This window comes from Pseudoxanthomonas mexicana, from assembly GCF_010093385.1.
GTDB classification, from domain to species: Bacteria; Pseudomonadota; Gammaproteobacteria; order Xanthomonadales; family Xanthomonadaceae; genus Pseudoxanthomonas_A; species Pseudoxanthomonas_A mexicana.
Window position 1 is genome coordinate 40,905 of sequence record NZ_PDWV01000003.1, and the last position, 23,213, is coordinate 64,117.

19 protein-coding genes, 1 other RNA gene and 1 pseudogene are annotated in these 23,213 nt (G+C 68.8%); 2 read left to right on the forward strand and 19 right to left on the reverse strand.

Features of this window, described 5'->3' with window-relative positions:
* Nucleotides 1–73 precede the first annotated feature (73 nt).
* Nucleotides 74–1,027 carry a M23 family metallopeptidase gene (locus CSC76_RS01955; protein ID WP_162108383.1) on the reverse strand — a complete coding sequence of 318 codons (954 nt, stop codon included), beginning with the start codon at nt 1,025–1,027 and terminating at the stop codon, nt 74–76.
* Between the two features lie 8 nt (nt 1,028–1,035).
* On the opposite strand from CSC76_RS01955, the gene CSC76_RS01960 reads away from it, so the two are divergent.
* On the forward strand, nt 1,036–1,503 hold the full coding sequence (locus CSC76_RS01960) for a DciA family protein (RefSeq protein ID WP_162108384.1): 468 nt from the start codon (nt 1,036–1,038) through the stop codon (nt 1,501–1,503).
* A 201-nt stretch (nt 1,504–1,704) separates the two neighbouring features.
* Here the strand turns inward: CSC76_RS01960 and lpxC are convergent, their stop codons facing one another.
* The 15 genes and pseudogenes from lpxC to mraZ all read right to left on the reverse strand — a co-directional run bounded on the left by lpxC (nt 1,705) and on the right by mraZ (nt 18,494).
* Nucleotides 1,705–2,619: a UDP-3-O-acyl-N-acetylglucosamine deacetylase gene (gene lpxC / locus CSC76_RS01965; RefSeq protein ID WP_162108385.1), complete on the reverse strand. Its 915-nt coding sequence runs from the start codon at nt 2,617–2,619 to the stop codon at nt 1,705–1,707.
* 219 nt (nt 2,620–2,838) lie between these two features.
* Complete coding sequence (gene ftsZ, locus CSC76_RS01970) at nt 2,839–4,065, reverse strand: cell division protein FtsZ (RefSeq protein ID WP_162108386.1); 1,227 nt, start codon at nt 4,063–4,065, stop codon at nt 2,839–2,841.
* An 84-nt stretch (nt 4,066–4,149) separates the two neighbouring features.
* Nucleotides 4,150–5,385 carry a cell division protein FtsA gene (gene ftsA, locus CSC76_RS01975; protein ID WP_055940270.1) on the reverse strand — a complete coding sequence of 412 codons (1,236 nt, stop codon included), beginning with the start codon at nt 5,383–5,385 and terminating at the stop codon, nt 4,150–4,152.
* A complete protein-coding gene (locus CSC76_RS01980) occupies nt 5,382–6,164 on the reverse strand; it encodes a cell division protein FtsQ/DivIB (protein WP_162108387.1) in 783 nt (260 codons plus the stop codon). Before CSC76_RS01980 ends, ftsA begins: the two co-directional genes overlap by 4 nt.
* Nucleotides 6,161–7,123 carry a D-alanine--D-alanine ligase gene (locus CSC76_RS01985; RefSeq protein ID WP_162108388.1) on the reverse strand — a complete coding sequence of 321 codons (963 nt, stop codon included), beginning with the start codon at nt 7,121–7,123 and terminating at the stop codon, nt 6,161–6,163. The genes CSC76_RS01980 and CSC76_RS01985 overlap by 4 nt, the downstream gene beginning before the upstream one ends.
* Nucleotides 7,120–8,571 carry a UDP-N-acetylmuramate--L-alanine ligase gene (gene murC, locus CSC76_RS01990; RefSeq protein ID WP_162108464.1) on the reverse strand — a complete coding sequence of 484 codons (1,452 nt, stop codon included), beginning with the start codon at nt 8,569–8,571 and terminating at the stop codon, nt 7,120–7,122. Before murC ends, CSC76_RS01985 begins: the two co-directional genes overlap by 4 nt.
* Nucleotides 8,571–9,641 (reverse strand): undecaprenyldiphospho-muramoylpentapeptide beta-N-acetylglucosaminyltransferase, encoded by a 1,071-nt coding sequence (murG, locus tag CSC76_RS01995; protein ID WP_238394847.1) that lies wholly within the window; start codon nt 9,639–9,641, stop codon nt 8,571–8,573. The genes murC and murG overlap by 1 nt, the downstream gene beginning before the upstream one ends.
* A 71-nt stretch (nt 9,642–9,712) precedes the next feature.
* Complete coding sequence (ftsW, locus tag CSC76_RS02000; protein WP_162108390.1) at nt 9,713–11,011, reverse strand: putative lipid II flippase FtsW; 1,299 nt, start codon at nt 11,009–11,011, stop codon at nt 9,713–9,715.
* A complete protein-coding gene (gene mraY / locus CSC76_RS02005) occupies nt 11,011–12,096 on the reverse strand; it encodes a phospho-N-acetylmuramoyl-pentapeptide-transferase (RefSeq protein ID WP_162108391.1) in 1,086 nt (361 codons plus the stop codon). The genes ftsW and mraY overlap by 1 nt, the downstream gene beginning before the upstream one ends.
* Nucleotides 12,086–13,465, reverse strand: coding sequence for a UDP-N-acetylmuramoyl-tripeptide--D-alanyl-D-alanine ligase (locus CSC76_RS02010; RefSeq protein WP_162108392.1), 1,380 nt, complete (start codon nt 13,463–13,465; stop codon nt 12,086–12,088). Before CSC76_RS02010 ends, mraY begins: the two co-directional genes overlap by 11 nt.
* Nucleotides 13,462–14,946, reverse strand: a complete 1,485-nt coding sequence (locus CSC76_RS02015; protein WP_162108393.1) for a UDP-N-acetylmuramoyl-L-alanyl-D-glutamate--2,6-diaminopimelate ligase — start codon at nt 14,944–14,946, stop codon at nt 13,462–13,464. The genes CSC76_RS02010 and CSC76_RS02015 overlap by 4 nt, the downstream gene beginning before the upstream one ends.
* Nucleotides 14,943–16,790: a peptidoglycan D,D-transpeptidase FtsI family protein gene (locus CSC76_RS02020; protein ID WP_162108394.1), complete on the reverse strand. Its 1,848-nt coding sequence runs from the start codon at nt 16,788–16,790 to the stop codon at nt 14,943–14,945. Before CSC76_RS02020 ends, CSC76_RS02015 begins: the two co-directional genes overlap by 4 nt.
* The gene (gene ftsL / locus CSC76_RS02025) at nt 16,787–17,050 is read right to left on the reverse strand and encodes a cell division protein FtsL (protein ID WP_162108395.1); all 264 of its coding nucleotides are present in this window, start codon (nt 17,048–17,050) and stop codon (nt 16,787–16,789) included. Before ftsL ends, CSC76_RS02020 begins: the two co-directional genes overlap by 4 nt.
* Nucleotides 17,047–18,015: pseudogene (gene rsmH / locus CSC76_RS02030) on the reverse strand (16S rRNA (cytosine(1402)-N(4))-methyltransferase RsmH). Before rsmH ends, ftsL begins: the two are co-directional and overlap by 4 nt.
* The gene (mraZ, locus tag CSC76_RS02035) at nt 18,012–18,494 is read right to left on the reverse strand and encodes a division/cell wall cluster transcriptional repressor MraZ (RefSeq protein WP_187573348.1); all 483 of its coding nucleotides are present in this window, start codon (nt 18,492–18,494) and stop codon (nt 18,012–18,014) included. Before mraZ ends, rsmH begins: the two are co-directional and overlap by 4 nt.
* A gap of 283 nt (nt 18,495–18,777) precedes the next feature.
* On the opposite strand from mraZ, the gene CSC76_RS02040 reads away from it, so the two are divergent.
* Nucleotides 18,778–19,548: an NRDE family protein gene (locus CSC76_RS02040; RefSeq protein WP_162108397.1), complete on the forward strand. Its 771-nt coding sequence runs from the start codon at nt 18,778–18,780 to the stop codon at nt 19,546–19,548.
* A gap of 204 nt (nt 19,549–19,752) precedes the next feature.
* On the opposite strand, the gene rnpB is transcribed toward CSC76_RS02040, so the two are convergent.
* The 3 genes from rnpB to CSC76_RS02055 form a co-directional block, all read right to left on the reverse strand.
* An RNA gene (rnpB, locus tag CSC76_RS02045) (RNase P RNA component class A) lies at nt 19,753–20,103 on the reverse strand.
* Nucleotides 20,104–20,143: 40 nt separating this feature from the next.
* Complete coding sequence (gene chrA, locus CSC76_RS02050) at nt 20,144–21,370, reverse strand: chromate efflux transporter (protein WP_338014923.1); 1,227 nt, start codon at nt 21,368–21,370, stop codon at nt 20,144–20,146.
* A 41-nt stretch (nt 21,371–21,411) separates the two neighbouring features.
* Nucleotides 21,412–23,193 (reverse strand): DUF885 domain-containing protein, encoded by a 1,782-nt coding sequence (locus CSC76_RS02055; protein ID WP_202923464.1) that lies wholly within the window; start codon nt 23,191–23,193, stop codon nt 21,412–21,414.
* Nucleotides 23,194–23,213: the final 20 nt, after the last annotated feature.

Genomic DNA, 23,213 nt, shown 5'->3' on the forward strand with positions numbered 1-23,213 from the left:
CGCCACATGGCAGACACGGCCAGTCCAGGGCCGGAGGGCAGCGGAGCAGGCTCCGCGCCGCGTCAGATCGCGGTCAGCCGCGCTTGACGGACTGGCCCACCGGCGTGGGACCTTCGCCCAGGAACTTGCGCGGATTGACCACGCGCCCGTTCTCCCACACTTCGAAGTGCACGTGCGCACCGGTGGAGCGGCCCGTCGAGCCGGCCTTGGCCACTTCCTGGCCCACGCGGACCAGATCGCCCGCGCGCACGGTCAGGCGCGAGTTGTGCGCATAGCGGGTGACATAGCCATTGCCGTGGTCGACATCCACGACGTTGCCGTAGCCGCCCTTCACGCCGGCGAAGCTGACCACACCGTCGGCCACCGCCAGCACGGGATCGCCGACGCTGGCCTTGAAGTCGATGCCCTTGTGGTACTGGCCACCGCCACCGAAGGGATCGGCGCGGCCGCCGAAGCCGGAGGTGATGTAGCTGTTGGCGATCGGCAGGCGGCCCGGCGTGGCGTTCCGGTCCAGTTCGCGATTGAACAGCAGCGCCTCGAGCACGGACAGCTGGCGGCCCGAGGCGGCGAACTGCTGCTCCAGCTTGTCCACGCCGGCAACCAGTTCGGCGGGCTTCATGTCGTAGGACACGTCGTTGCCGCCCACGCCCACCGGCTCGTTGAAGTCGAACTCGCCGTCCTGCAGCTGGCCCACGCGGGTCAGGCGTTCGCCCAGGGCGTTCAGCCGGTTGGCCTGCGCCTGCAGCTCGCCCAGGCGCGCGGCCATGGCGTTGATTTCCTGCTGGGCACCGCGGCGCACCTGGTCCAGTTCGGCATCGCGCTGCTCGGCCTTGGCCTGCAGCAGCGAAACCTGCGCCATGCCGGCGGCGCTGCGCCCGGCCACGCCGATCAGCAGACCGGCGGCGACCAGCACCGAGGCACTGGCCAGCGGACGCGCATGGAAGGCAAGGCGGATGCGGTAGGCACCATGGGCGGACGCATGGGCCCACCAGGTACGCGAATTGTTTACGATGGTCTTAAAGCTCATAGATACCGATGTCTGATTCGAAGTCCAAGCCGCGCCGTACCGGCATCGCACAACCTGCCCTGCAGGCTGCCCTGACGGATGCCGCCACCGACCCGGTGCGTCGCGCCATGTGGCTGGACGCCTTGGAACAGCAGCTTCGCCCCTGCCTTCCCCCTGCCCTGGCGCCGCATTGCCGATTGGCGAACGTGGCGGGCAAGCGGCTCGTTTTTATCGTCGACTCCCCGGTGTGGAACGCCCGGCTACGCCTGGCGGCACCCGAATTGATCAACGTGGCCCAATCCATCGGACTGGCGGTCACCGAAGTCACCGCCAAGACGCGCCCCGCGCCGGTCGTGAAGCCCGCGCAGGCAGCGGTCGTACCCGTATCGGAGGCCTCCCGCAGAGGGCTGCAAGCGGCCCTCGACCTCCTGTCGGCCCCGGACTCCGCCGGTACCCCCACCCCGCAGGGCGGTCATCGCGGGCGCCGGAAAAATTGACCCGGCCATCACGAAGGACGGGGCATGGTACCGGCCACCGTTGGTCGGGACGTTAGCCAAACGTTAGAAAAAGGTTATTTTCGGGCCTGAAATTCGACGCAGTTCACAGTTTCGCCAAGGCGTAACCATTTCCGCACCACCGCGTGACGGGGGTGGGGAACCGGGCGACAGCAGGGTCACCGTCCGGAGGGGACGCGCGTCTCAGACCGCCAGGGCAGGCGTCGCATAGGTGACCGGGGACGGCGTGGCGCGGTCCTCGAAGGTCACCTCTTCCCAGGCCGAGGTTTCGGCCAGCAGGGCCCGGACCAGCTTGTTGTTCAGCGCATGGCCCGACTTGAAGCCCTCGTAGGCACCCAGGATCGGGCGGCCGGCGAGGTAGAGGTCGCCGATGGCGTCCAGGATCTTGTGGCGGACGAACTCGTCCGTGTAGCGCAGGCCGTCCTCGTTCAGCACGCGGAACTCGTCCAGTACGATGGCGTTGTCCATCGAACCGCCCAGGCCCAGGTTGCGCTCGCGCATGTATTCCAGGTCGCGCATGAAGCCGAACGTGCGCGCGCGCGCGACTTCCTTGATGTAGGCGCCGGTGGAGAAGTCCACCTCGGCACGCGACTGCGAAGCCGGGATCATCGGGTGGTCGAACTTCACCGTGAAACCCAGCTTGAAACCGTCGTACGGCTCGAAGCGCGCCACCTTGTCGCCTTCGGTCACTTCCACCGGGCGGGTTATGCGGATGAAGCGCTTGGGTGCGTCCTGCTCGGCAACGCCGGCGGACTGGATGAGGAACACGAACGGGCCGGCGGAGCCGTCCATGATCGGCAGCTCGGCCGAGGACAGTTCCACGTAGGCATTGTCGACGCCCAGGCCGGCCATCGCCGACATCAGGTGCTCGACCGTCTGCACCTTGGCGCCTTCGCAGGTCAGGCCGGTGCACAGCGTCGTCTCGGTGACCAGCGCGGCGCTCGCGGGGATCTCGACCACGGGATCCAGGTCGATGCGCCGGAACACGATGCCGGTATCGACCGGCGCCGGACGCAGCGTCATGTAGACCTTTTCGCCACTGTGCAGCCCCACGCCCGTCGCGCGGATCACGTTCTTGAGGGTGCGTTGCTGGGCCATCGGCAGGAATCGCAGGTGGGGGGAACCTGAGCGGGCAGCGAGAATATCACGCAATTCGCTGAATCTTAACGAAAGAACCGGTCTGTCCCACGCCTGCAACAACGACCTGTTAAGGCCGCCGGAAAGGGCTGCCGGGCCGGCGAAGGCCCGGCAGCAAAGAGACATGGCGGTGTCGTTCGGTCTTGCTCCCTCCCCTCGTGGGGAGGGCACGCGGGTGGATCAGTCCGCCTGGCGGCGCAGGAACGCCGGGATGTCCAGGTAGTCCGAGGGCAGTTCCGCCGCCACCGGCGCGGAGGCCGGGGCCGACGGCGCGGGCGAAGCCGAACCCCGGCGCAGGCCCAGGCCGCTGGTGGCGGCACCGATCGGGTCCATCGAGAAGCCGTCGTCGATCGGCATGCCGGTGGTGGCGTCGCGGACCAGCTTGATCGGCGCGCGCATCGGCTCGCGCAGGTCGCCGCCGCGGCCGACCGGCTGGCGGGCGGCGTTGCGGTTCAGGCCGGTGGCCACCACGGTCACGCGCACTTCGTCCTGCATGTCCGGGTCCAGCACGGTGCCGACCACGACGGTCGCGTCTTCCGAGGCGAAGCCTTCGATGGTGCGGCCCACTTCGTCGAACTCGGCCATCGTGAAGTCCGGACCGGCGGTGATGTTGACCAGGATGCCGTTGGCACCGTTGAGGTTGACGTCATCCAGCAGCGGGTTCTGGATGGCGGCCTCGGCGGCGGCCTGCGCACGGTCGTCGCCGCGGGCGGAGCCGGTGCCCATCATCGCCAGACCCATCTCGCTCATCACGGTGCGCACGTCGGCGAAGTCGACGTTGATCAGGCCCGGACGCACGATCAGGTCGGCGATGCCCTGCACGGCGCCGAGCAGCACGTCGTTGGCGGCACGGAACGCCTGGATCATCGTCGCGTTGCGGCCCAGCACGGTGATCAGCTTCTCGTTGGGAATGGTGATCAGCGAATCGCAGTGGTGGCTCAGTTCCTCGATGCCCTTCAGCGCGACCTGCATGCGGCGGCGACCTTCGAACGGGAACGGCTTGGTGACCACGGCGACGGTCAGGATGCCCATCTCCTTGGCCAGCTGCGCCACGACCGGCGCCGCGCCGGTGCCGGTGCCGCCGCCCATGCCCGCGGTGATGAACACCATGTCGGCGCCGTCCAGTGCGTCGATGATGCGCTCGCGGTCTTCCAGCGCCGCCTGGCGGCCGACTTCCGGATTCGCGCCCGCGCCCAGGCCCTTGGTGACGTTGCTGCCGAGCTGCAGCTGCAGCTTGGCGCCGCAGTTCTTGATCGCCTGCGAGTCGGTGTTGGCAGTGATGAATTCCACGCCATCGACGCTGCCGTTGACCATGTGCGCCACGGCGTTGCCGCCGCCGCCGCCCACGCCCACGACCTTGATCACCGCATTCGGGGCCATCTTTTCAACCAGTTCGAAATGTGCCATGTCCTTGTCCTCGTTTATTTAGTTATGTGGTGCTGGTGGAACGAACTCGTGATGCCTTCAACTTCGCGGTAGGTGTCGCCTCACTCAGAACTCGCCGCGATACCAGTTCTGCAGTTTCTTGAACCAGCTGCCCGCCTTGCCCGTGGGCAGCGACGGACGCCGGGGGTGTTCGATCTGGCTGCCCATCAGCAGCAGGCCGACGCCGGTGGCGTGCACCGGGTTGCCGACCACTTCGCCCAGGCCGGTGACGTGCTGCGGGATGCCTACGCGCACGGGCATCTGCAGCATCTCTTCGGCCAGTTCGACCACGCCTTCCATCTTCGCGGCGCCGCCGGTCAGCACCATGCCGGCGCGCACGCGCTCCTCGAAGCCGGAGCGGCGCAGTTCGGCCTGCACCATCTCGAAGATCTCCTCGTAGCGCTGCTGCACGGCCTGCGCCAGCGCGTGGCGCGGCAGGCGGCGCGGCGGACGGTCGCCCACGCTGGGCACCTGGATGCTTTCCTCGGCCGTCGCCAGCTGGGCCAGCGCGCAGGCATAGCGCACCTTGATCTGCTCGGCTTCGGGCGTGGGCGTACGCAGCATGTGCGCGATGTCGTTGGTCACCTGGTCGCCGGCGATCGGCAGCGAAGCGGTGTGGCAGATCGCGCCCTGCACGAACACCGCCAGGTCGGTGGTGCCCGCGCCCATGTCGACCAGCACCACGCCGAGCTCGCGCTCGTCGCTGGTCAGCACGGCGACGCTGGAGGCCAGCGAGGAGAAGATCAGGTCGTCGATCTGCAGGCCGCAGCGCTGCACGCACTTGCTGATGTTGGCGGCCGCAGACTGCGCGCAGAACACCAGGTGAGCGTCCACTTCCAGGCGCACGCCGGTCATGCCGACCGGATTGCGGATGCCTTCCTGCGAGTTGTCCAGCTTGTACTCGCGCGGGATGGCGTGGAGGATCTTCTGGTCGGCCGGGATGGCGACGGCCTTCGCCGCTTCCAGCACGCGGTCCAGGTCGCCCCACGTGACCTCACCGTCGCGGATCGGCACGATGCCGGGCGAGTTGCGGCACTGCACGTGGTTGCCGGAGATCGAGGCGTAGACCGAGCGGATCTCGCAGCCGGCCATCAGCTCGGCCTCCTCGATCGCACGCTGGATCGACTGCACCGTGGATTCGATGTCCACCACGACGCCGCGCTTGAGACCGCGCGACTCGTGCGAGCCGATGCCGATCACTTCGATCGGATTGCCGGGGGCGTATTCGCCGACCAGCGCCGTCACCTTGGACGTGCCGATGTCCAGCCCGACGATCAGCGATTTGTCACCCTTGCGATTCATGTAATGCCCTGCAGAAGACGACCTGCGGCCGCGATCGGCGCAGGCAATGGAGTCGGTGTGGGGGCCGGCGGCGGCGCCTTGGGCGCCTCGCCCCAGCTGAGCGCGAAGCCGTTGGTGTAGCGCAGGTCCGCGCGCACCAGCGGTTGCGCCTGCGCGGCCAGCAGCTGCGGCAGCATCCGCGCGAACCGGCCCAGGCGCGGACGCGCGTCGGTGCGGCCCACCACAACCTGCGTGCCGTTGCCCAGCAGCAGCGACCAGCTGCCGCGTGCGTCCATCATCAGCGTGGTGACGTCCAGGCCCATCGGCGCGAACAGCTGGCGCGACTCGTTGTAGAGCGCGGTCACTTCCTGCACCTGGGATTCGGGCCCACCGAGCTGCGGCAGGTCCAGGCCGGACAGTTCCTTCGGCATCGGGAACAGGCGGCCGTGCTCGGACAGCAGTTTGTCCTCGCCCCAGCGCGCGAACGGCTTGTGTTCGGTGATGCGGACCTCCAGCACGTCGGGCCAGCGCTTGCGCACTTCGGCGCGTTCCACCCAGGGCAGTTGCTCAACCGCGCGCTTGGCCTCTTCCAGCCTGACCGCGAAGAACCCCCTGCGCGCATACGGCAGCACCGCGGCCTGCAGCTGCGCCGGCTGCACGCGCGCCAGTTCGCCCTGCACCCGCAGTTTGCTCAGCGGCCAGCGCTCGGCGCCGATCCAGCCGTTGACCACGGCCACGACCGGCAGCGCGACCAGCGCCAGCGCAAGCAGCCAGGTCAGGATGCGCAGGGCGGCGTTCATGGGCCCGCCACCTCCGGCACCGTCTGCTCCAGGATGCGCCAGCACAGCGCTTCGAAGCCGATGCCGACCTGTGCGGCGGCCTTCGGCACCAGCGAATGGCTGGTCATGCCGGGCGCGGTGTTGATTTCCATCAGCAGGAAGCGGCCATCGGCATGGCGCATCACGTCGACGCGGCCCCAGCCGCTGCAGCCGGCGGCGCGGAAGCCTTCCAGCGCCAGCGTGCGGATCCGAGCCTCGTCGTCGGCATTGTCCAGGCCGGGGCACAGGTACTGCGTATCGTCGGCGATGTACTTGGCGTGATAGTCGTACCAGCCCTGCGCCGGCACGATGCGCACCGAAGGCAGCGCCACGTCGCCCAGGATGCCGACGGTGAACTCGCCGCCGGTCAGCATCTGCTCGGCCAGCAGTTCGCCGGCATAGGAGGAGGCGAACGCGACGGCGGGCGCCAGATCCTCCTCGCTCTCGATCTTGAACACGCCGACGCTGGAGCCCTCGGTCGAGGGCTTGACGAACACGGGAAAGCCCAGTGCACGCACCGCCGCGGCCAGATCGCCGCCGGGCGCGATGCGCACGAAGCCCGCCGTCGGCAGGCCCGCCGCCTGCCACACCTGCTTGGTGCGGATCTTGTCCATCGTCAGCGCCGAACCCAGCACGCCCGGACCGGTATACGGCACGCCGAGCGACTGCAGCAGTCCCTGCAGCACGCCGTTCTCGCCGTCGCCGCCATGCAGGATGTTGAAGACGCGGTCCACCCGGCCGGCACGGATCGCCTCCACCAGGGCCGGCACACCGTCCACCGCGAAGGCCTGCACGCCCTGCGACAGCAGCGCCTCCAGGACGTTCTGGCCGGAGTTCAGCGACACTTCGCGCTCGCTGGACGTGCCGCCCATCAGCACGGCAACGCGGCCGAAGCGGGCGGGATCGTCGAAGCGTGGCGGCGCGACGTTCACGGCGCTCATGCGGATGCCTTCCCGCTGAAGCCGTGCGCGGCGATGTGCTGCGACATGTGGCCGATGTCGCCTGCGCCCATCATCAACAGCAGATCGCCGTCCTGCAGCACGTCAGGCAGCACGTCGACCAGGTCGGCGACCTGGCTGACGACCACCGGCTCGTTGCGGCCGCGCGCACGGATCGCGCGCGCCAGCGACTTGGCATCGGCGCCTGCGATGGGCTGTTCGCCTGCCGGGTACACCTCGCTCAGCACCAGCGCGTCGGCTTCCGACAGCACCGCGGCGAACGCGTCGAACTGGTCGCGCGTACGGCTGTAACGATGCGGCTGGAACGCGACCACCAGACGCTTGTGCGGCCAGCCGCCGCGCGCAGCGGCGAACACGGCCGCCAGTTCCTTCGGATGATGGCCGTAGTCGTCGACCAACTGCACGCGCGCACCTTGCGGCGTAGTGATCTCGCCCAGGTCGTTGAAGCGGCGGCCGATGCCGGCGAACTTCTCCAGCGCGGAGGCGATGTTCTGCGGCGACACGCCCAGCTGCCAGCCCACCGCAGCGGCGGCCAGCGCGTTCTGCACGTTGTGGCGGCCCGGCAATGCGAGGCTGACGCGGATGCTGGCGTCTTCCGGCAGACGCAGGGTGAAATGCATGCGCCCGCCTTCCTGCTCCACGTCTTCGGCACGCACGTCGGCATGCTCGGCGAAGCCGTAGCTCATCACGTGGCGCGGCGTGTCGGTGGCGATGGCGGCGACTTCCGGGTCGTCGATGCACAGCACGGCCAGGCCGTAGAACGGCAGGCGCTGCAGGAACTCGGCGAACGCCGCCTTCACGCGTTCGAAGTCGTTGCCGTAGTTCTCCAGGTGATCCGCATCGATGTTGGTGACGATGGAGATCAGCGGATTCAACCGCAGGAAGCTGCCGTCGCTCTCGTCGGCCTCGGCCACCAGCCACTGGCCGTCGCCGAGCTTGGCGTTCGCGCCCGCGGCCAGCAGCTGGCCGCCGATCACGAAGGTCGGGTCCAGCCCGCCCTCGCTCAGCACCGCCGCCGTCAGGCTGGTGGTGGTGGTCTTGCCGTGGGTGCCGGCCACGGCGATGCCGCGGCGGAAGCGCATCAGCTCGGCGAGCATCGCCGCACGCGGCACGATGGGGATGCGCTGGCTGCGCGCTTCCATCAGCTCGGGGTTGTCGTGCTTGATCGCGCTGGAGACCACCACGCAGTCGGTGCCCAGCACGTTGGAGGCGTTGTGGCCGCGCATCACGCGCGCACCCAACGACGCCAGCCGGCGGGTCGCGGCGTTGTCGGCATTGTCCGAGCCTGACACTTCGTAGCCCAGCGTGCACAGCACCTCGGCGATGCCGCTCATGCCGGAGCCGCCGATACCGACGAAGTGCACCCGGCGGAACTCCTTCGCCAGGTTGCCGGTGTGCTGCAGGCGGCGCTCGCGTGCGGCGGCCATCATCATGCCTGCGTCCTCATTTCGATAGCTTCCTCAAGAATGATGTCGGCGATGCGGTCGGCCGCATCGGGTTTGGCCAGCGCGCGCGCGGCCTCGGCCATCGCCATGCGCGCAGCGGTGTCGCCGGACAGCCGGCGCAGCGTGGTCGCCAGCGCATCGGCCAGGGCGTCGTCCTGCTTCAACAGCACGGCGGCGCCGCGCTCGACCAGGTACTCGGCATTGCGGGTCTGGTGGTCGTCGACGGCCTGTGCGAACGGCACCAGCACGCTGCCCACGCCCACTGCGCACAGTTCGGCCAGCGTGGAGGCGCCGGAGCGGCAGACGACGAGATCGGCCCAGGCGTAGGCTTCGGCCATATCGGTGATGAACGCTTCCACGCGCGCCACCACGCCGGCGTCCGCATAGGCCCTGGCCGCTTCGTCGCGCAGCTTCTCGCCGCACTGGTGGCGCACATCGACGCTGCCTGCCGGCAGCGTGGCAAGGGCTCGCGGCACCGCCATGTTCAGGGCGCGCGCACCCTGGCTACCGCCCAGCACGAGCAGGCGCAGCGGGCCTTCACGGCCGGCGAGGCGCGATGCCGGTGGCGCGATGGCGGCGATCTCTTCGCGCACCGGATTGCCCACTACTTCCTCGCGCTGCGGGAACGCACCGGGGAACCCGGTCATCACGCGGCGCGCCACCTTCACCAGCACACGGTTGGTGAAGCCGGCCGCGCGATTCTGCTCATGCACCAGCAACGGCGTGCCCATCAAGCGCGCCGCCACGCCACCGGGTCCGGAGGCGAAACCACCGAAGCTGACCACGGCTCGAGGCGCCCGGCGACGCAGCACGAAACCCGCCGCACGGATCGCACGCAGCACACGCACCGGCGCGCCTAGCAAGGCGAGCTTGCCCTTGCCGCGCAGGCCGGTGATCGCGAGCGTGTCCAGTTCGATGCCGTGCTGCGGCACCAGCCGTGTTTCCATCGCACCGTCAGCGCCCAGCCATACAACCGGCACGCCGCGCGCGCGCAGCACCTTGGCCACGGCCAGCGCGGGAAAGATATGACCGCCGGTGCCACCGGCCATCATCATCACGGGCGCAAATTGAGTTCCCGCACATGGATGTGCGGGCTTTTGCGAGGGATTCGCAGCATGCGCGGTGCTCATGCGATCCTCTCGAAGGTGGGTTCGACGCGCGCGCGCAGGCGACTGGTGCCACGCAGCGTCTCGGACGGCGACGGCGCCGGCGTCGCCGGCGCGGCATCGGCGGGCGACCGCGTTTCGCCACTCGGCGTGGTCTGCAGTGCTTCGCCACGCAGGGCGACCTGGCGCTGGGTGCGCTCGAGTTCGTACGACACCCGCAGCAGCAGGCCCATCGCCACGCAGGTCATCAGGATGCTGGAGCCACCGGAGGAGATCAGCGGCAGGGTCAGGCCCTTGGTCGGCAGCAGACCCAGGTTCACCCCCATCGAGACGAAGCTCTGCATGCCGATCCACAGCGCGACGCCGAAGGCGACATAGCCGGCGAAATGGCGGCGCATTTCCACGCAGCGCAGGCCAATGACGAACGCGCGGCCGACCAGCAGCGCGTACAGCGCCACCACCAGGCAGACGCCGACGAAGCCGAGCTCTTCACCGATCACGGAGAAAATGAAGTCGGTATGCACTTCGGGCAGGTAGTTCAGCTTCAGCACGGAGCCGCCGAGGCCGATGCCAGACCACTCGCCGCGACCGATCGCCATCAAGGCATTGGTCAGCTGGTAGCCGCTGCCGAACGGATCGGCCCACGGATCGGAGAATGACGTCAGGCGACGCATGCGGTACGGCTCGGCGATCGCGATCACGGCAAGGATGGGCAGGCCCACCAGCACCGGGCCGAACATGCGCGGCATGTTCACGCCGCCCAGCACCAGCATGCCGGCGGTGATCGCCAGCAGCAGCGAGGACGAACCGAAGTCCGGCTGCATCAGCAGCAGCGCAACCAGCAGCACCACCACGCCCAACGGCTTAAGCATCGCCGCCCAGGTCGCGTTGACCTCGTCGCGGAAGCGCACCAGGTAGCTGGCCAGCCAGACGATGAAGAACACCTTCACCACTTCCACGACCTGGAAGTTCGACACGCCCAGGTTGATCCAGCGGTGCGCGCCCTTCACGCTCACGCCCAGTCCCGGCACGAACACCAGCAACAGCAGCACCACGCAACCGAGCAGCAGCAAGTGGTTGCGCGCCTCGATGCTCTTCAGCTCGGTGCGCGTCACCCACCACGCCAGGCCCGCGCCCGCGACCAGGAACATGCCGTGGCGGATCAGGTAGTAGAACGGATTGCCGTGCTGGTAGATCGACGCCGAGGCGACCATCACCACGCCCAGCGACGCCAGCGCCAGCATGGCGCCGAGCAACCAGGGGTCGAAGCGGCCCCCGATGGCTTCCAGTCGCGTGGCCTGGCGCGGCGTGTCGTTCATCAGCGCACCTTCAACGTGGCCAGACCGACGAGCACCAGCACGACGGAGATGATCCAGAAGCGCACGATCACGCGCGGCTCCGGCCAGCCTTTCAGTTCGAAGTGATGATGGATCGGCGCCATCCGGAACACGCGCTTGCCGGTCAGCTTGAACGACGCCACCTGGATCATCACCGACAGCGTCTCGATGACGAAGATGCCGCCCATGATCACCAGCACCAGTTCCTGGCGCACGATCACCGCGATGGTGCCCAGCACCGCGCCCAGCGCCAGCGCGCCGATGTCGCCCATGAACACCATCGCCGGATAGGTGTTGAACCACAGGAAACCCAGGCCCGCGCCCGCGATGGCGGCACAGATGATGGTCAGCTCGCCGGCGCCGGGCACCTGCGGGATCTGCAGGTAGTTGGAGAACACCGCGTTGCCGGAGGCGTAGGCGAACACGCCCAGCGCGCACGCCACCAGCACCGTCGGCATGATCGCCAGGCCATCCAGGCCGTCGGTCAGGTTGACCGCATTGGAGAAGCCGACGATCCAGAAGTACGCGATGGCGACGAAGCCGACGCCGGCCAGCGGCAGCGCGATCGACTTGAAGAACGGCACGTAGAAGGTCGTCGCCGCCGGCACGTCGGCGTACAGATACAGGTACAGGCCCGCGGCCAGGCCGAAGATCGACTGCAGCAGGTATTTCCAGCGGGATTTCAGGCCGTTCGGATCGCGCCTGACGATCTTGATCCAGTCGTCGTACCAGCCGATCACGCCGAAGCACAGCATGACCAGCAGTACCACCCACACGTACTTGTTGCGCAGGTCGCCCCACAGCAGCACCGACGCGGCCACCGTGATCAGGATCAGCGCACCGCCCATGGTCGGCGTGCCGGCCTTGGAGAAGTGCGACTGCGGGCCGTCCTTGCGGATCGGCTGGCCGCCCTTCAGCTGGCCCAGCCGGCGGATCACCGCCGGGCCCAGCCACAGCGACAGCGCCAGCGACGTCAGTGCGGCCAGGATGCCGCGGAACGTCAGGTAGCCGAACAGGCCGAAGAAGTTCTCCAGGCTCTGCAGCCAGCGAGCCAGTTCAAGCAACATGCGGTGTGTCCTCCCCGGTGGACAGCAAGGCGGCGACGATCCGGTCCATCGCGCTGCCGCGCGACCCCTTGACCAGACAGCGCACGCCGGCCCGCAGGTCGGCGCGCAGCGCGGCCGCCAGCGAAGCGTGATCTTGGAATGAATGCGCGCCCTCGCCGAATGCGGCGGCGGCGGCGGCGCTCAACGGTCCCAGCGTGTACAGCCTGCGAAGCCCAGCGGCCCTCGCGCGCGCGCCCATGTCGGCGTGCAGGGCTTCTTCGTCGGCGCCCAGTTCGCGCATGTCGCCCAGCACCAGCCAGCCTTCCCCGCCGTCCTGCGCACTCGCGGCGGCGAGCGTCTCGATGGCCGCGATCAGCGAACCGGGGTTGGCGTTGTAGCTGTCGTCGATCACCACCGCGCCGTTGGACAACGTGTGTGCGACCTGGCGCCCGGCAACCGGCTGTGCGGCCGACAGACCGTCGGCGATGGTCGCCAGCGATACGCCGCAGGCCATGGCGAGTGCCGCGGCGGCGAGCGCGTTCCGCACGTTGTGACGGCCCGGCAGATGCAGGCTGACGGCGACGTCGCCATGCGGGGCCACCAGCACGAAATCCGACCCGGCCGCGGTCGCGCGGATGTCGCGCGCCGTCAGGTCGGCCGTGGCATCCAGCCCGAAGCGCAGGATGCGGCGATCCGGCACGCGGCTGGCGAAATACTCGGCGAACGCGTCGTCGGCATTGATCACCGCGGTGCCGTCGGCCGGCAGCGCGTCGTAGATGGCGCCCTTGGTTTCGGCCACGCCGACCAGCGAACCCATGCGCTCCAGGTGGGCGGCGGCGATGTTGTTCACCAGCGCCACTTCCGGCGTGACGATGTCGGTGAGGTAGGCGATGTCGCCCGGCTTGCCGGCCCCCATCTCGTAGACGGCGAAGTCCGCATCGTCGGGCGCGTCGATGACCGCCAGCGGCAGGCCGATCTCGTTGTTGCGGTTGCCGGGATTGAAATAGGTGACGCCGGCCCGCTGCAGGATGGATACCACCAGCGTCTTGACCGTGGTCTTGCCGTTGCTGCCGGTGATGGCGACCGTCTTTTCCACGCGGTCGCGCTGCAGGCCGGCGGCGATGCGCGCCAGCGCCAGCAGGGTGTCCGGCACGACGACCTGCGGCACGTCGACCTTTACCTCGTGGTCGACCAGCACCGCGGCGGCACCGCGCATGGAGGCGTCGTAGGCGAAGTCGTGCCCGTCGAAGCGCTCGCCACGCAGCGCCACGTACAGGCTGCCCGGCACCAGGGTGCGGGTGTCGTTGGTCAACGAGCCGATCACCAGATCATCGCCGATCAGTTCGCCACCGGCCCAGTGCGCCAGCAGGGAAAGGGGAAGCCGCTTCATCGACGGTCCTCCAGGGCGTGGCGCGCCACGGCGGTGTCGTCGAACGGGTGTTTCACGCCATGGATGTCCTGGTAAGGCTCGTGACCCTTGCCGGCCACCAGCACGATGTCGTCCGGACCGGCCTGGGCGACGGCCTGCGCGATGGCCTGCGCCCGGTCGCGCTGCACGAGCACGGCAGCCGGCTTCGCGAAGCCGGCCATGATGTCGGCCACGATGACGTCGCCGTCCTCGGTGCGCGGGTTGTCGTCGGTGACCACCACCACATCGGCCAGGCGTTCGGCGATGGCGGCCATCTGCGGACGCTTGCCGGTATCACGGTCGCCGCCGCAGCCGAACACGCAGAACAGCCGGCCCTGCACGTGGTCGCGCAGGCTGGCCAACGCCTGCTCCAGCGCATCCGGCGTGTGCGCGTAGTCGATCACCACCAGCGGACGACGGACGCCGGCCGCGTCGGTATCGCCCCCCAGCCGGTTCATGCGGCCATGGATCGGCGCCAGCCGCGACAGCGTGCGCGCGATGTCGGCGGTGCTGTCGCCCAACGCGCGCAGCGCACCGGCGACGGCCAGCAGGTTGTCCACGTTGAAGCGGCCCAGCAGGCGCGACTGCACCGGCTGCACCTCGTCGCCGATCCCCAGGTCGAAACCGATGCCGTTGCCGTCCAGGCGCAGCGCATCCGCGCGCACGCTGGCATCGGCCTGCCCGCGCGAGCTGACGCCGATGCGCTGCACGCCGTGCGGCAGCCGGGCGAAGAGGTCGCGGCCGTAGGCATCGTCCAGGTTGACCACGCCCGCCTTCAGGCCGGGGCGGAAGAACAGCAGCGACTTGGCCGCGCCGTAGCGCTCCATGTCGCCGTGGTAGTCCAGGTGGTCGCGGGTGAGGTTGGTGAACACACCCACATCGAAATGCACGGCGTCGACGCGGCCCTGGTCAAGCGCATGCGAACTGACTTCCATCGCCACCGCCTTCGCACCCGCATCGCGGAACTGCGCCAGCAGCGCATGCATCTGCAGCACCAGCGGCGTGGTGAACCCGGTCGGCACCACCTCGCCATACATGCCGGCGCCCAGCGTGCCGACCGTCGCGCAGCGGATGCCGCGCAGATGCCAGGCCTGCGCCAGCAGCTGCACCGTGGACGTCTTGCCGTTGGTGCCGGTCACGCCGACCATCTTCATGTCGTGCGAGGGCGCGGCGTGGAACCGGTCGGCCATCACGCCCATCCGGGCGCGCAGCCCCGGCACCGCGATCGCGTCGCGTGGCGCTTCCAACCCGTCCGGTACGGGCGGCTCGAACAGGACCGCACTGGCGCCGTTCTCCTTCGCCTGTGCCGCAAAGTTCAGCCCGTGCGCACCAAATCCCGCAATGGCCACGAAGGCGTCGCCCGGCTGCACGCTGCGGCTGTCCAGGGTCAGCCCGCGCACCACGATGTCGCGCGGCACGTCCACGTCGGGCAACAGTTCGGCCAGGGCCATCATCCGCCTCATCGCGTCGCTCCCGTGGCCGGCAGCGTGGCGTGCGGGGCGTCGAATGCGGACGGGTCCGTGGTGTCGACCGCATCGTCGGCGATCGGCGGCGACACGGGCGCTTGCGCGGCGGCACCCGGCTTGCCTGCGTTCTTGGCCTGCGCGGCCAGCCAGGCTTCGATGTCGTCCGGCGGCACGTCCATCAGGCGCAGCGCGCCCTCCATCACGTCGTGAAAGACCGGCGCAGCGACCAGGCCGCCGAAGTAGCCGCCTTCCTGCGAATCGGTGATGACCACGACGGCCGCGAAGCGCGGATTGCTGGCAGGCACCAGGCCGGCGAAGAAGGACGCGTAGCGACCCTTCGCGTAACCGCCGCCGGAGGCGATGCGGGCGGTGCCGGTCTTGCCCGCCACGCGATAGCCCAGCACACCGGCGCGCTTGGCACCGCCCTGCGTCACCACGGTTTCCATCATGCCGACGACTTCGCGTGCGATGGCGGGGTCGAGCACCTGCGGCGCTTCGCTGCGCTGGCCCTTCACGAACGTCGGCGTCACCAGCCTGCCGCCATTGCCCAGCGCCGAGTAGGCGCGTGCGATCTGCAGCGGCGTCACCGACAGGCCGTAGCCGTACGACATGGTCGCCTTCTGCAGGCCGTTCCAGCGCTCGGGTTTGGCAAGAATGCCGGCGGACTCGCCCGGGAATCCGCTACCGGGCTTCTGCCCGTAGCCGAAGCTGTGGATGCTTTCGTAGAAGTAGTCGTTGGGCAGCTTCTCGGCGATCTTGATCGAGCCGATGTTCGAACTTTTCGTGATGACGCCGGTGACGGTCAGCACGCCGTTGTTCCGGGGCACGTCGCGGATGGTGTAGCGGTTGTTCAGGGCCATGTAGCCCGGATTGGTGTTGACCAGCGTCGAGGGCGTGACCACGCCGGCCTTCAGCGCCGTCGACACGGTCAGGGGCTTCATCGTGGAGCCTGGCTCGATCATGTCCGTCAGCGCGCGGTTGCGCCGCGCGTCCGGCTTCACCCGGTCGATCGCGTTGGGGTTGTACGTGGGCAGGTTGACCATCGCCAGCACTTCGCCGGTGGCCACGTCCATGATCACGATGGAACCGCTGCTGGCCTGGTGTTCGAGCAGCGCATTGCGCAGTTCGCGGTGCGCCAGGTACTGGATGCGACGGTCGATGCTCAGCGTCAGGTCCTTGCCCGGCTGCGCGGAGCGGATCAGGTCGACGTTCTCGACGATGCGGCCGCGGTTGTCGCGGATCACCTTCTGCACGCCCGGCGTGCCGCTGAGCCATTCGTCGAACGCCAGTTCCAGCCCTTCCTGGCCGCGGTCGTCGATGTTGGTGAAGCCCAGCACGTGGGCCATCGCCGGCCCCTGCGGGTAGAAGCGGCGGAACTCGCGCTGGGAGAACACGCCGGGAATCTTGTGCGCCAGGATCTTCTGCGCCTCGTCCGGATTGATCCGGCGCTTGAGGTACAGGAACTCCTTGTCGGCCTTCTGCGACAGGCGGTTGGTCAGGTGGTCGAGCGGCACGCCGAGCGCCTGCGCCAGCTCGGGCAGTCGGTCGGGCGTCTTCAGCAGCTCCTGCGGATTGCCCCACACCGATTCCACCGGCGAGGACACCGCCACCGGCTCGCCGTTGCGGTCAGTGATCATGCCGCGCGAGGTCGGGATGGGGATCTCGCGCAGGAAGCGCGCATCGCCCTGGCGCTGGTAGAAGTCGTGGTTGATCAGCTGCACGTAAGCCGCGCGGCCGACCAGGCTGACCGAGCACAGGCCCATCGCGCCCAGCACCAGGGCCAGGCGGCCGCGCAGGTTGAAGCGCGCACGGTTGCGGTTCTTGGCCGGCGCGGCGGTCATGGACGCACCACCACGATGTCGGCCGCTTCCGGGAACTTCATGCCCAGGCGCACGCGCGCGACCTGGTCGATGCGCGTGGCTTCGGCCACGGTGGCCTGCTCCAGCTGCAGGCGACCAAATTCGACGTTCAGTTCGTCCCGCGCGCGCTCCAGCCGCGTCACCTCGTCGAACAGCACGCGATGGCGGTGGCGCGCGTACACCACCCCGATCGCGGAAGCGATGTTGGCCAGCACCAGGACGGCGAGCAGGAAGCGCGTCACGCCGCGGCCTCCAGCTTCTCGGCCACCCGCAGCACGGCGCTGCGGGCGCGCGGGTTGGTGGCCACTTCATCGGGCTCGCCCTTCTGGCCGCTGCCGATGGCGCGCAGCGTGGGCACGAACGTCTCGGCTACCGGCAGCCGGCGGTTCGCCGGCGGCGCCTTGGCGTGCTTGTTGATGAACTGCTTGACGATGCGGTCTTCCAGCGAGTGGAAGCTGATCACCGCCAGCCGGCCACCGGGCTTGAGTCAGGCCAATGCGGCGTCCAGGCCAAGCTCCAGGTCCGCGAGTTCGCGGTTGATGTGAATGCGGATGGCCTGGAAGCTGCGCGTGGCGGGATGGATCTTGTCGCCGCGCGGCATGACCGAGGCGATCACCGATGCCAGGTCGGCGGTGCGGGTGAACGGCTGGGTCGCGCGACGGGCAACGATGGCGCGCGCGATGCGGCGGCTCTGCTTCTCCTCGCCGTAGGTCCACAGCACATCGGCGATCTCGCGCTCTTCGGCACGCGCGATCCACTCGGCCGCGCTCTCGCCGGATTCCGGGTCCATGCGCATGTCCAGCGGACCGTCCTTGCCGAAGCTGAAGCCGCGCTCGGCCACGTCCAGCTGCGGCGAAGACACGCCCAGGTCGAGCAGCACGCCATCGAGCCCCGCGGCGGTTTCATCCCACTGAGCCATCGACGCGAAGCTGCCGCGACGGATCGCCACGCGCGCGTCGCCCGCGAACATCTGTTCGGCATGCGCGATCGCGTCGGGGTCCTTGTCCCTCAACAGCAGCCGGCCTCCCGGGCCGAGTCGTTGCAGCACGCCGCGCGCGTGGCCTCCGCGCCCGAAGGTGCCGTCCAGGTACGTTCCGTCCTCTTTCACCTGCAGCCCTTCCATGACCTGCGTGTACAACACCGGCAAGTGCAGCGCTGGGAGGTGACCGGCCGGCGCGGACTGCCGCTTGCCGTCACCCCGGCTCACAAGCGCAACTCGAGCATGTGTGCGCTCAGATCGTCGTCGGTGAGGGTCTGACGGATCTGCGCGTGGTGCGCCTGTTCGCTCCAGAGTTCGAATTTCTCGCCCATGCCGAGCAGCACGGCTTTCTTCTCGATGCCCACCGCGCTGCGGTGGCTGGCCGGGATGCTGATGCGGCCGTTGCCGTCCAGCTCCACCGGCGAAGCGGCGCCGACCAGCTTCAGCTGCAGGCTGCGATGCGCGCGCTGGGTGCTGGGCAGCTTGTTGACGTCGTCGCGGACCCGCTGCCAGACCTTTTCCGGGTACAGGTACAGGCTGCCGGCCTCGAAGGGGTTGTAGGTGATCACCAGGCGGTTGCCGCACTCGCGCGCGACCAGGTCGCGGTACGCGGTGGGCACCGCGAGCCGTCCCTTGTCGTCCACTGTGATGGCGGTCTCACCCTGAAACACGACGCTGCCTTCCCGACGCCCTGACGAGCGACCCATTGAACCACGAAAAACCACCAAAAACCCGGTTTTCCCTCTGTTGACCACGTTACCACCGCGCACAGGGTTGTCAACAGGAAAACGGGCGGGAAATCACTTGGCGGATCAATGGCTTGCGGCAAACTTCAGAGACTTGTTCAAGCCTTATCCACAAGTTGCTGTTTCGTCTCAAATTTTGAGATTGAGGAATGATTCAGTGAGGTGACCACGCCTTCACGCCGCCCGCCGTGGTTAGGCACCCGCGGGGGTGGAACTGCGCGAACCGGGGGTCCAGAATTCCCCCATGTGCCTGCTTGCGCTCGCCTGGAACGTGCATCCCCGCTGGCGCCTGCTGCTGGCCGGCAACCGCGACGAGTTCCATGCACGCCCGACGGCCCCGCTGGCCCCTTGGGCATCGGCGCCGCACGTCCTCGCCGGCCGCGACCTGCAATCCGGCGGCACCTGGGCGGGCGCGGACCGGCAGGGCCGGATGGCGGTGGTCACCAACGTGCGCGACCCGCGCATCCAGGTGCCGGGGGCTCCCTCACGGGGACAGCTGGCGGCCGGGTTCCTGCAATCGCCTGATGGCGCGGACCACCGCGCCTCGGGACTGCTGGCGGCTGCCGAGGCCTTCGCCCCCTTCAATCTGGTGCTGGTCGATGCGACGACCTGCGAGTACCTGAGCAACTACCCCACCCCGCGCCGGACCGCCCTCGCACCCGGCCTGCACGGCCTGTCCAACGGCGACCTGGACGAACCATGGCCCAAGACCCTGGCCCTGAAGGAGCGCCTGGCGGCCTGGGTGGCGTCGGGCGAGGACGACGTGTCGCCGCTGTGGGATGCCCTGGCCGACGAGACCCGCGCCGACGACACCCGACTCCCCGACACCGGCGTGGGGCTCGAACTGGAACGCATGCTGTCGGCAGCGTTCATCCGCGACGCCCGCTACGGCACCCGCGCCAGCACCCTGATCGCGATCGATCATGCCGGGCACGGCTGGATCAGCGAGCGCCGCTTCGGGCCGGAAGGCGTGTTCGAGGGCGAAACGACATTGCGGATCGGACCCGGCGCGTAGCCCAGCGCCATCGCCGCTGAGGGTTTGCGGTCGCGACTCACGTCGCTCCTACAGAGAGCGGTCGAAGCTCCGCCTTACCAGCCCCCTGAGTCAGGGGGCGATCCGCACCGCAGGTGCGAATGGGGGTATGGCAGCAAGGCTCGGGGCCCAAAGTTTGCTCCCGCAAACTTTGGGGGCTTTCCTACGCCTGCGCAGGAAAGCCAGCGGCGGAGCCGGCCGGTAAGCCGGGTTCTGTCGTGGACAGTCATTCCTCTAGGCGCAACGTCACCGTTACGCTCAAGCAACCTACCCGGAGACACTGCGGGCCGCAGCATAGCCTCCCTATTTGGTCTTGCTCCCGGTGGGGTTTGCCGTGCCGGTCCGTTGCCGGACTCGCGGTGCGCTCTTACCGCACCATTTCACCCTTGCCACGCATTCCGAAGACCCGTTCGGCGGTATCTTTCTGTTGCACTTTCCGTCGGCTCGCGCCGCCCAGGCGTTACCTGGCACCGTGCCCTGTGGAGCCCGGACTTTCCTCGGCATCGTTTCCGATGACGCGACTGTCTGGCCGGCTCCGCCGCATGCATTGTCGCACAGGGCCAGGGACTGGACGCGTTCAGCGCAGCGCAAGCGCCAGCATGCCGGCGATCGGCGCCGCCAGGACCAGCCATGCTGTCGGCACCCGCCATCGCACCAATGCCACGACGCCCACGATCACCACGATCAGGTCGGCGATTCCCCGTACCGCCGCTGCCCTCAGCGGACCGCACAGCGCCGCCAACAGCAGACCGACGACCGCGGCATTGATGCCCGCCAGCATGGCGCGCATGCGGGGCACTCCCGCGATGCGCTGCCAGAACGGCAGCACCCCGACCACCAACAGGAACGACGGCAGGAAGATCGCCACCAGCGCCAGTGCGCCGCCCACCCATCCGCCCCGACCCGCCTCCATCGCGGCACCGAGATAGCCGGCGAAGGTGAACATCGGCCCCGGTACCGCCTGCGCGGCGCCGTAGCCCGCCAGGAAGACCTCCTGCGTGACCCATCCCGGCGCCACCACGCCCTCCTGGAGCAGCGGCATGACCACGTGCCCGCCGCCGAAGACCAGCGACCCCGCGCGATAGAACAAGCCGAACACGTCCGGCATCGAGCCCGCGCCCGCCGCACGCCAGGGAATCACCAGCAGCGCCACGAACACCGACAGCGCGACGATCCCCGTCCGCCGTGATCCCGCCTGCCCGGTGCGCGCGAGCGTTGGCGGCGGCCCGCCCGCCGGCATGCCCAGGCCCGCCAGCGCGCCGAGCACGATCACGCCCACCTGCATCCATGTCGATGGCCAGATCAGCAGCAACGCGGCCGCCCCCAGCATCAGCCCCCAGGCGGCCGGCGTCCGACAGAACGCGCGCGCCATGCCCCATACGGCGTGGGTCACCACCACCACGGCCAGCAGCTTGAGGCCATGCAGCACACCGGGGGGCACCACGTCGCGCCAGTGCGAAAAACTGGCGCCCAGCGCCACCATCAACAGGGCCGACGGCGCGGTGAAACCGCACCATGCCGCGACGGCGCCGCGGATGCCTGCCTGCGACAGACCGATGGCCATGCCCACCTGGCTGCTGGCCGGACCGGGCAGGAACTGGCAAAGCGCGACAAGCTCAGCGTACGCACCGTCCGTCAGCCACTGGCGTCGTGTCACGAACGCATCGCGAAAATAGCCAAGATGGGCGATGGGGCCCCCGAACGACACCAGCCCAAGCCCAAGGAATACGCGGAATACCGTCCAGGCGCTGGCGCGTTGTCGCGGCTGCCCCGCCGTCGTCCCTCGCATGAGCATCACTCCCATCCCTTTTTACGCTATCGCGTCTTCCTCGACACCCCGATGATTCAAGCCAGCGCCACTGCACCATCGAGGACCTGCATGGGAAGCGGCCCCGACGCCAGGATGAAGTCGTTGTAGGCGCGCGTGTCGAACCGCGCCCCCAGGCGTTGCCGGGCCTTCTCTCGCGAAGCAACTATCTGCTGCTTGCCGACCATGAAGCTGCATGCCTGCCCCGGGTAGACGCAATAGCGGTCGATCTCGCGCTCGGCGGCGTCGCGATGTTCGCCGGCGTTGGCCACCATCCAGTCGATGGCCTGCTGGCGGGTCCAGCGCGCGTGGTGGAGGCCGGTATCGACGACGACGCGGCAGGCACGGAACAACTGGCCCTGCAGATAGCCGATGCGCCCGAACGGATCGCTTTCGAATGCACCCATCTCGTCCGCCAGCTGTTCGGCATACAGGGCCCAGCCCTCGGTCCACGCCGAGAAGCGCACCGTGCGCCGGAACAGCGACAGTCCACCCGCCTCGCTCAGGACGCTGTCCTGGAAATGGTGACCGGGTATCCCTTCGTGATGCAGCAGGGTCGGGATGCGCCACAGGGCGTTCTCCGCGACCGAGCGCAGGTTGAGGAAGATGGTCGAAGTCTGGGCGGGATCGCTGCTGGCGCTGTAGAAAGCGCCCGGCGCGCCGTCCTGGATCGCGGGCGAGATGCGCTGCACCTCGACCGGCCGATCCGGAATCACCCTGAAACCCCGCGGCAGCAGACCCTTGATCCGATCCAGGTGTGCGCTGGCGTAGTCGATGATCGCCTGGCGCCCCGCTTCCGTATCCGGCTTGAGGAAGCGCGGATCGCGATCCAGGGCGGCCATGCGCCCACCCACCGATCCGCGTGCCACGCCCTGCGCACGCAGCAGCTGATCGATCTCGGCCGACAGTTCTTCTACCCAGGCCAGGCCGAGTTGATGCAGCTCACCCGGCGCATAACTGGCCGTGGTGTTCGAATGCAGGGCCGACGCGTAGTAGGCCTCGCCGTCCGGCTTGGCCCAGATGCCCGCCCGATCGTCGGCGCGGGGCAGCAAGGCCGCGAGCGCCGCGCTCTGGCGTTGCAGGGCAGGCACGATACGCTCGACGAAGATTGCCGAGGCGCGAGGGTCCAGATCGGCAATCCCGGCATCGCGCGCACGCGCCAGGGCCGATGCCGTCAGTGCATTGCCGGTCGGCGCGGCATCGCGCAGGGTCGCGATCTGCCCCAAGGGCTTGGCCAGGATGAAATCCGGGGGGATGACGCCCAGGCCCGCATCGTGGCGGATCTGTTCGGTCTCCTGGTCCAGGGCCACGGCGAACTGGCCCAGCTTGTCCACGTAGCGGTCGGCGTCCGCGGCGTCCTTCATCGGTGAGCGTCCGCCGATGCCGTCCGGCAGCCAGAAATAGGCGCCGTTCATCTGGCTGACGACATACGGGCTGGGCCTCAGGTTGAGGTCCGAAAATCCGTAGCGCCCGTACTGGTCCGCCATGGCCTCGTAGACGAAGCGGGCCGTGTCGTAGTCCAGCGTCGCGGTAGCCGAAAGCGCGGCACGCTCGATACCGCCCAGTTCCGCCAGGCGCTGTAGCGTGGCCTGCCGGCGGCGCGCGCGTGCGGCCAGCGAATAGTCGGCCAGGCGGTCCAGCCCACCCTCCTCTGCCTTCAGGGCCTCGGCATGGCGTTGCAGCAAGCCCGCCAGACGGATGTCCTCGGCGGGCGCATTCCCCGTCATGTCAGAGACAGGATTCGAACCGGCCATGCGCGCGGCCAGGGGCCACGTCAGGCCGAGCGCCACGGCGCCGACCAGCAGTTCACGACGACGCATCAGGTTTACCTCCAAAACAA